This is a genomic window from Blautia sp. DFI.9.10 (assembly GCF_024461705.1).
GTDB classification, from domain to species: Bacteria; Bacillota; Clostridia; order Lachnospirales; family Lachnospiraceae; genus Blautia_A; species Blautia_A fusiformis.
The window spans coordinates 116,966-125,847 of record NZ_JANGAA010000008.1; the positions used below are offsets into that span (position 1 = coordinate 116,966).

Here is an 8,882-nt window from a genome sequence, read left to right on the forward strand (position 1 = left end):
AATTTCCATGTGGAAAATGTGGATAGTGTGGAAAACTTTGAGGATAACATTATCAGCAACTAACAAAAACCTTAATTTTGTAAGAAAAATGCGGTATTTGTTGAATTTGGCTGTTGAATTATGTCAAGTAGGTTATACACAAAAAAATCCACATGCCAGGCACGTTTGAAATGTGCATAAGCATGTGGATAATGTGGATAATTATTTTCCGAGAAGGTGTTCTCCAATATTTACAACGTCTCCGGCGCCCATAGTTATCAACAAATCACCATGTGCACAACTTTTTAAGAGGAAGCTCTCGATCTCATCAAAAGTCGGGAAATATTCGCAGGGGGTTCCAAGTTCCTGGATCTGTTTCTGGAGATCCTGGGAAGAAATACCAAGATTGTCTGTTTCACGTGCGGCATAAATATCAGCCAGTACAACATGATCGGCCAGAGTCAGCGCTTTTGCAAATTCCGGAAGAAGAGCTTTGGTACGTGTGTAGGTATGAGGCTGGAATACACACCATACCTTCTGATGCGGATAATTCTTTGCAGCATGAAGGGTTGCCTCGATCTCGGTTGGATGATGCGCGTAATCATCAATGATGGTGATACCGCCGATCTCACCTTTATACTGGAAACGACGGTCTGTACCGGTAAAGCTTCCGAGACCTTTGACGATCACATCATCCGGAAGGTCCAGAAGGCGTCCTACGGCAATGGCGGCCAGTGCATTGGATACGTTGTGGATACCCGGTACACGCAGATAATAGCTGCCGATCTTTTTGCCCCGGAAGAGAACGGAGAAGGAAGGATGTCCGTATTTATCCCAGGTAATGTCTGCTGCGGTGTAATCGGCATCGTGCTCCAGACCATAGGTAAGAACATTGCATGGAAGCTCCCGGGTGATCGTCTCATACTCCGGTGTGTCGGCGTTGATGATCAGAGTACCGTCAGCAGGGAGAAGCTCTGCAAATTTCCGGAAGGAATGGCGGATGTCATCGATGTCCTTGAAGAAATCCAGATGATCGGCATCCATGTTCAGGATCACACTGATCTTAGGGAAGAAGCTTAAAAAGCTGTTGGTGTATTCGCATGCCTCTGTGATAAAGGTCTCAGAATTTCCAACGCGGATGTTTCCGTGGATAGCAGGAAGGATTCCGCCAACACTGATGGTAGGATCACAGTCACCCTCAAGAAGGATATGGGAAACCATGGAAGTAGTAGTGGTTTTTCCGTGGGTTCCGGAAATTGCGATCGGTGTATCGTAGTTCCGCATGATCTGTCCCAGAAGCTCTGCGCGGGTGAGCATTGGAAGCCCTTTTTCTTTCGCACAGGCAAATTCCGGGTTGTCCGGGTGGATCGCTGCTGTATAGACAACCACATCTACATCATCCTTGATGTTGGAAGCGCGCTGTCCGTAATAGATCACAGCGCCACGTTCTTCCAGTGTGCGGGTCAGCGGGCTGGATTTGGCATCGGAACCGGAAATCCGGAAATTTTCTTCCAGAAGGATCTCGGCAAGGCCGCTCATGCTGATGCCTCCGATCCCGATGAAATGAATATGGAGCGGTTTATGAAAGTCTATCTGATACATAATAATCTCCTTATATATATGTTATTTTCGTAGCTCTTTTGTCTGTTTTATTATAACGCCAACAGAAACAATTGAAAAGTGGTTCTTTTGGCTAAAAAAGCGGTTTTTTCCGGAATATAAAAGTAACCAGAAAATAACATCGAAAAATGTTGAAAATTACCAGAGGAATGAAAAAAATGATGAGTCTTACCAATTTATAATATACAATAGCGATAAAAAAAGTAAAATACAGCTAAAATAATTGTAAAAAATGTTCACTAATACAGTAAAGTATGCTATAATGGAATAATCATAACATACAAGAGGTGATCGCATGATTAAGAAAGAGATGATTGCCATGCTCTTGGCCGGTGGGCAAGGCAGCAGGTTAGGAGTTTTGACAGAAAAGGTTGCAAAGCCGGCAGTCGCTTTTGGTGGTAAATATCGTATCATCGATTTTCCACTGAGCAATTGTATTAACTCGGGAATTGACACGGTGGGTGTGCTGACACAGTACCAGCCTCTCCGCCTGAATACACATATCGGTATCGGTATTCCGTGGGATCTTGACCGCAATGAAGGCGGTGTCACAGTCCTTCCTCCGTATGAGAAGAGCACAAGCAGTGAATGGTACACAGGAACTGCCAATGCGATCTATCAGAATCTGGCTTATATGGAGCAGTATAACCCGGATTATGTACTGATCCTTTCCGGTGACCATATCTATAAGATGGATTACGAAGTGATGCTGGATTTCCACAAGGCGAACAAGGCAGATATTACGATCGCGTGTATGCCGGTTCCCATTGAGGAAGCCAGCCGTTTTGGTATTATGGTTACTGATGAGAGCAGCCGTATTACTGAGTTTGAGGAGAAGCCGGAGCATCCAAGCAGCAATCTTGCATCCATGGGTATCTATATTTTCTCATGGCCGGTTCTGAAGGAAGCACTGATCGCCCTGAAGGATCAGAATGGCTGTGACTTCGGTAAACATATCCTTCCGTACTGTAAAGAGAAGGGGCAGCGCCTTTTTGCTTATGAGTACAACGGCTACTGGAAAGATGTAGGAACTCTTGGTTCTTACTGGGAAGCAAATATGGAGCTGATCGATATCATTCCGGAGTTTAATCTTTATGAGGAATTCTGGAGGATCTACACCAAGGGAGATGTGATCCCGCCACAGTATATTTCCGCAGATGCAGTTGTGGACAAGTGTATCATCGGTGAGGGAACAGAAATCTATGGTGAAGTACATAATTCAGTGATCGGTCCGAATGTTATCATCGGCAAGGGCAGTGTGATCCGTGATTCTATTATCATGAAGAATACAGCAGTTGGTGAGAACGTTGTTATGGATAAAGCCATCGTGGCAGAAGATGTTGTCATCGGAAATAATGTTGTGATCGGATGCGGCGAGGAGGCACCGAATGTTCTGAAACCGGCTGTATATTCCTTTGGACTTGTGGCTATCGGCGAAAACAGCGTGATTCCGGACAGTGTCAAAATCGGTAAGAATACCGCTATCGCCGGTGTTACAACAAAAGAAGACTACCCTGACGGAGAACTGGCAGCCGGCCAGGTAATTGCAGCAAAGGACGGTGGGAAAGAATGAGAGCGATAGGTATTATTTTGGCAGGCGGTAATAATAACCGCATGAGAGAATTATCAAACAAAAGAGCAATCGCGGCAATGCCTATTGCAGGAAGTTACCGCGCGATCGACTTTGCCCTCAGCAACATGGCAAATTCACATATCCAGAAGGTTGCTGTGCTGACACAGTATAATGCCCGTTCCCTTAATGAGCATTTAAGTTCATCCAAATGGTGGGATTTCGGAAGAAAACAGGGAGGACTTTATGTCTTTACTCCAACCATTACCAGAGATAACAGCTTATGGTATCAGGGTACTGCAGATGCGATCTATCAGAATCTGAGCTTTTTAAAGAACAGTCATGAACCCTATGCGGTGATCGCTTCCGGCGATGGAATCTACAAGCTGGATTACAATAAAGTCCTGGAGTATCATATCGCAAAGCGGGCAGATGTTACCGTTGTATGTACTACATGCAAGGATCAGAGCCAGGTTGAGAGATTTGGTGTTCTTCGCATGAATGAGGACTGTCGGATCGAGGAATTTGAGGAGAAACCGATCGTTTCCTCCTATAATACGGTATCTACTGGTATCTATGTTATCCGAAGAAGGCAGCTGATCGAACTGATCGAGCGTGCTGCCCAGGAGGGAAGGCATGATTTTGTAAATGATATTCTTATCCGTTACAAAAATCTGAAGAGGATTTACGGATATAAGATCGATAACTACTGGAATAATATCTCTACTGCAGAGGCTTATTATCAGACAAATATGGATTTCCTGAAAACGGAGATCCGGAACTATTTCTTCAAACAGGAGCCGGCGATCAAAACCAAGATCGCAGATGTACCTCCTGCTAAGTACAATCCGGGTGCAACTGTGAAGAACAGTCTGGTGTCCAGCGGATGTATCATCAACGGAACCGTGGAGAATTCTGTTCTGTTCCGTGATGTATTTGTAGGAAATAACTGTGTGATCAAAAACTCTGTGATCCTTAATGACGTATATCTTGGAGATAATACACATATTGAGAATTGCATTGTTGAGAGCCGGGATACCATCCGGGCGAATTCATATTACTGCGGCGAAGAAGGAGAAGTGAAGATCGTCGTAGAGAAAAACGAACGCTACGTATTATAAATGCGGAAGATCAGTTTTCCGCAGATACGGTTAGCGAAATGAAAGGGGCAAGTAGCAATGAATATTACAGATGTACGTGTGAGGAAGGTAGCAAAAGAAGGGAAAATGAAGGCCGTTGTGTCTGTCACAATAGATGATGAGTTTGTGGTACATGACATCAAGGTGATCGAAGGCGAGAAGGGGCTGTTCATCGCAATGCCAAGCCGTAAGGCAAGCGACGGTGAATATCGTGACATCGCACATCCGATCAATTCAGCAACAAGAGAGCAGATCCAGACGATCATCCTGGACAAGTATCAGGAAGTAATGGCTGAGGAAGCTGAGAATGAGGTTCTTATGGAGGCTGCGGAGTAAGAGAAGCAGCTTCAGGGGGGATTACATCAGAGAAGTATTCTCGTAGCTGATGATCTTTGGATTGAAACAGCATAGAATAAAAATTAAAAACTGCCGTTTTGCAGAGAAATCTGTGAGAGGGCAGTTTTTTTGTGCTCCGGAAAACAAAAAACGCTTTTCAGTTCATAAAAATTTAAATTATTACGTATTTGTTACAAAAATAAAATAAAATTATTGCTTTTTATGAAAAATGTGTTATACTAGAATCCATGAAAGGACGAAAGGTGTTTATATGAAGAATAGAAAAGTTTTCACATTACTGCTTACAGGTATGCTGACCCTTTCCATGGGAAGCACCGTATATGCATCAGGTACAGACGCTGCGATCGCAGAGGCACAGGCGGAGAAACAGGCCGCTGAGGAGGGTCTTGCGCAGGTACAGAGCAGCATCGGCACACTGGAGAGCAAGAAGCAGGAGCTGGAGAGCTATCTGGCTGATTTAAACGCACAGTATGAGGATCTTACCAACAGCATTTCTGAGCTTAGTATCCAGGCTGCTGAGAAGGAAGATGAATTAAATAAAGTAAAAAAAGAACTGAAAAAAGCAAAGAAAGCTTCTGCAGATCAGTATGAATCCATGAAGCTTCGAATCGCATATATGTATGAAAATGCCGGAACTTCCGCACTGGAGACACTGCTTTCTTCCGAAAGCCTTGCAGAATTTCTCAATCGCGCGGAGAATGCGATACAGATTTCTACATACGACAGAGACATGCTGGATAAATATGTGAGTCTTCAGAAGAATATCCAGGAGAATGAGAAAAAGGTTGAGACGGAGTCCGCAGAGATTGATGATCTGATGACGGAGCGTGCAGCCAAACAACAGGAAGTGCAGTCCATGGCTTCCAGCACAAGCGATGATATTAACTCTTATGTAAACCAGATCAGCGCCAGCCAGGAAGAGGCTCAGCAGCTGATGGCAGATATCAGTAATGCAGACAGCAGTATTACCGCTCTGGTACAGCAGGCAGAGGCGGAGAAGGCTGCAGAAGAGAAAGCTAAGGCTGAAGCGGCAGCAGAGGCTGAGAGACAGGCAGCAGAAGCGGCAGCCCAGGAAGAAGCCGATCAGGATAACGAGGACAGTGAAGAGGCTGATTCTGACGATGATTATGGCTATGATCCGGAGGAGGATACAACCGAGTCTTCCAGTAGCTCTACAAGTACAGACATTGTTGTAGAGGAGGAAGAGGAAGCGGATGATGTACAGTCCGGAAGTTCCGAAGATGTTTCCGAGGACAGCTCCCAGGAGGAGGTTTCTGAGGAGGTTTCCAATGATGAGACAGCTTCCGAGGAGACGGAAGATGCCTCTGCGGATACGTCCGATTCCGGTTCTTCCAGTCAGGGAACATATCTTGGAAACTTTACACTGACCGCATACTGCAACTGTGCACAGTGCTGCGGTACAGCCGGCAATCTTACAGCCAGCGGAACAGTTCCGACAGCAGGACGTACCGTTGCTATGGCAGGTGTTCCGTTTGGGACCAAGCTTCTGATCAACGGCACTGTTTATACGGTAGAGGATCTGGGAACTCCTTACGGACATGTGGATATCTATTGTGGAAGCCATTCTGAGGCATTAAGCTTCGGACTTCAGTCTGCAGATGTATATCAGGTGGGCTGATCCGGGAAAATCCAGAGGAGAATATTTAAGAGAAATACAGCGCTGCAGGATCGTATGCTGATCCTTGCAGCGCTGCTTTTGTATGCATGACGCAGATATGTGTTTCGTGAAGTGTAGTGTGTGGAAATTCACAAATTTCCTGCAATCCGGAGATTTTACAGATACGGCGTACCCGGGATCTCCGGATAGGTTCCCATACCGATGAGAAGCTCAAGGCCTGTCTGACGGCCTTCCAGTACAGCAGCTTTTACAGCACTGGCATCACCGGAGATGGCGATGATCACTTCATTGGAATGACTGGTACCGATATTCGGAGTCATATATTGTGTAATGGATACTGCTGCGGATTTCACGGCATTATCTGCCATCACAAGACCGATAGCAGCCGGAGAACCTGCCATGAAACCAAATGCTTCACCCAGAGGTGTGCCGAAGGCTTTATGGATAGCAGGACCTGCACTTGCGGAAAAAGCAAACTCCAGGTGGCCGGATTCGCTGATGTAGACCTCACCTGCATATTTGTTAGTCAGTTCCAGAGCCAGAGAAATGGCGTGACGCACGTCGGATACATCATTTCCGCCAAGGACGATATAGTTTCCGTGACCACCCCAGCCCTTGGTGTCTCTTGGAAGTTCAATGGAAAGGACTTCTGTATTTGTGGCTTTTACTGCATCGTCAATAGCTGTGATCTGGCCGGCAGCGCCTGTTCGGGAACTGAAAAGCCCCAGACAGTGGTATTGGGTACCTACGTTCATCTTTTTAAGCAGAGAATCATCAACTCCGGAGATCACGAGTCCGATTGTGTCAAGGACTGCGGTCCCTACAAATTCAGTACGTGTGCAGTTGGTGCTGATGTTATGAATATCGTGTATATCCATGTGGAAAAATCCCCCTTTTTGCTGAAAACTCATTGGTTTCAGTATAGCATCAGAGAGGGGAATTTGAAAGTGAAAATTGACAATATCATTTGTAAATGGCAGGTTTACATAGTAGTAAACGGCATTGTAAAATGTAAACTTAAAAAATAAAATTAAGTTGACATTCAAATCCTGCTGTGTTAAATTGTTAACAGCGAAAGAGCGGATATCATTTATAAAGGACAGGAATGATCTTCCGACAGGAAAAGCAGAAAAGGAAAGAAAGGATACAGATTATTATGACAACAGTGGCAGCAGGCAGAAGCAAGACGTATGATCTTGTTTACATTGCAGTTTTTGCAGTAGTGATGGCAGTTTGCTCATGGATTTCCATTCCGGCACAGGTACCGTTTACTCTGCAGACATTTGGAGTATTTATGGCAGTTGGTGTGCTTGGAGGAAAAAGAGGAACTCTGGCAGTTCTGGTTTACGTTCTTCTTGGAGCAGTAGGAGTTCCGGTTTTTGCAGGATTTTCCGGAGGCATTGGAGCTCTTCTCGGAAATGCAGGTGGATATATCATTGGATTTATCTTTTCCGCACTTGTTATGTGGGCAATTGAGCACGTTTTTGGCAGAAAGCCGGTTGTTCAGATCATTTCCATGATCGTTGGACTGATCGTATGCTATGCCTTTGGAACCGCATGGTTTATGTTTGCCTACACAAGAAGCACAGGTCCGGTAGGCCTTATGGCAGTTCTTGGCTGGTGTGTGTTCCCGTTTATCATTCCGGATCTTATCAAGATCGCACTGGCTTATGTTTTATCAGGAAAGGTACGTAAATATGCAAGATAAAAGCAGTGCTACGGCATATGCTTCTGATGAGGGCACAGAGGAAATAGTCATTCCTCTGCGCCCTCATCATGGTATGTGCCTGGCGTATTTTAAGGGGGAAGGCTACAGTAACGGTTTTACTGCACATATGGCCGAGATGCTGAAGATTTTTCTGGAGGGAAAGAAAATAAGGCTTCATGTGGATACGGATGAGATCTGCTCTGCCTGTCCGAATAATCTGGGCGGACATTGCGAAGCCGGAGATAAAGTGGCAGAGTATGACAATGCCGTGCTGGAAAAATGTGGACTGAAGGCCGGACAGACATTGCACTTCAGCGAATTTACAAAAAAAGTCCAGGAAAAAATCCTTGCGACGGATAAACGTAAGGAAATCTGTGGAAACTGCCAGTGGAACAGCATCTGCGAAGAACAGAAGAGCCGCTGGGCATAAAAGAAAGCAAAAATATAGAAATATAAAAAAGTATATGATCTGAGAATGCCGGAGGAAATGGCAATGGCTGTTGCATTTCCTGAAATGATGTCTTGGAATATATACTTTTTTTATTTGAAATATCAGATAATAATATAAATATTTTGAAAACAATTTTTAGTTGAGAAAAAAACAACAATAACCGCGAGGCTTTTTTGCCAGATATGTATAGACAAATAATTTAAGCATTGATAAAATGACGATATGTTAGTTTGGACAAACTAAAGCGTGCTTGACAGAGCACTTCTGCGGAAACTGACATATGTTGAATATCCTGCAGAAGAAATTTCAATTAACCAGAGCAGCTGTAAGGTCATGATCTGGTATAAAGTTGTGTAATATAAAATAGGTAATTGCGAAACTCGCGGTGCTCGTTCGTAACCTTGAACCAAAACAAGGAA

At 44.6% G+C, this 8,882-nt stretch carries 9 protein-coding genes; 6 read left to right on the top strand and 3 right to left on the bottom strand.

From position 1 onward, the window contains the following. Positions 1-201: 201 nt before the first annotated feature. Positions 202-1,581: a UDP-N-acetylmuramate--L-alanine ligase gene (murC, locus tag NE671_RS07105; RefSeq protein ID WP_021652856.1), complete on the bottom strand. Its 1,380-nt coding sequence runs from the start codon at positions 1,579-1,581 to the stop codon at positions 202-204. Between the two features lie 313 nt (positions 1,582-1,894). On the opposite strand from murC, the gene NE671_RS07110 reads away from it, so the two are divergent. From NE671_RS07110 to NE671_RS07125, 4 genes are all read left to right on the top strand, one after another. Beyond that, on the top strand, positions 1,895-3,172 hold the full coding sequence (locus tag NE671_RS07110) for a glucose-1-phosphate adenylyltransferase (protein WP_059086196.1): 1,278 nt from the start codon (positions 1,895-1,897) through the stop codon (positions 3,170-3,172). Then, positions 3,169-4,290, top strand: coding sequence for a glucose-1-phosphate adenylyltransferase subunit GlgD (gene glgD, locus NE671_RS07115; protein ID WP_256163816.1), 1,122 nt, complete (start codon positions 3,169-3,171; stop codon positions 4,288-4,290). Before NE671_RS07110 ends, glgD begins: the two co-directional genes overlap by 4 nt. Before the next feature lie 57 nt (positions 4,291-4,347). Beyond that, the gene (gene spoVG / locus NE671_RS07120; protein ID WP_015525652.1) at positions 4,348-4,644 is read left to right on the top strand and encodes a septation regulator SpoVG; all 297 of its coding nucleotides are present in this window, start codon (positions 4,348-4,350) and stop codon (positions 4,642-4,644) included. Positions 4,645-4,915: 271 nt separating this feature from the next. Then, positions 4,916-6,304: a PcsB-like coiled-coil domain-containing protein gene (locus NE671_RS07125; protein WP_021652858.1), complete on the top strand. Its 1,389-nt coding sequence runs from the start codon at positions 4,916-4,918 to the stop codon at positions 6,302-6,304. Between the two features lie 155 nt (positions 6,305-6,459). Here the strand turns inward: NE671_RS07125 and pduB are convergent, their stop codons facing one another. After that, entirely contained in the window at positions 6,460-7,182 is a 723-nt protein-coding gene (gene pduB / locus NE671_RS07130; protein ID WP_015525654.1) for a microcompartment protein PduB, read from the bottom strand. Between the two features lie 278 nt (positions 7,183-7,460). Between pduB and NE671_RS07135 the strand changes: the two genes are divergently transcribed. Together NE671_RS07135 and NE671_RS07140 are read left to right on the top strand one after the other, a co-directional pair. Continuing rightward, complete coding sequence (locus tag NE671_RS07135) at positions 7,461-8,012, top strand: biotin transporter BioY (RefSeq protein ID WP_015525656.1); 552 nt, start codon at positions 7,461-7,463, stop codon at positions 8,010-8,012. Continuing rightward, positions 8,002-8,442, top strand: coding sequence for a DUF1284 domain-containing protein (locus NE671_RS07140; RefSeq protein WP_092072233.1), 441 nt, complete (start codon positions 8,002-8,004; stop codon positions 8,440-8,442). The genes NE671_RS07135 and NE671_RS07140 overlap by 11 nt, the downstream gene beginning before the upstream one ends. Positions 8,443-8,702: 260 nt before the next feature. Here NE671_RS07140 and NE671_RS07145 read toward each other — a convergent pair. After that, positions 8,703-8,882 (bottom strand): hypothetical protein (locus NE671_RS07145; RefSeq protein WP_256163817.1); only part of this gene is annotated, 180 nt, incomplete at its 5' end.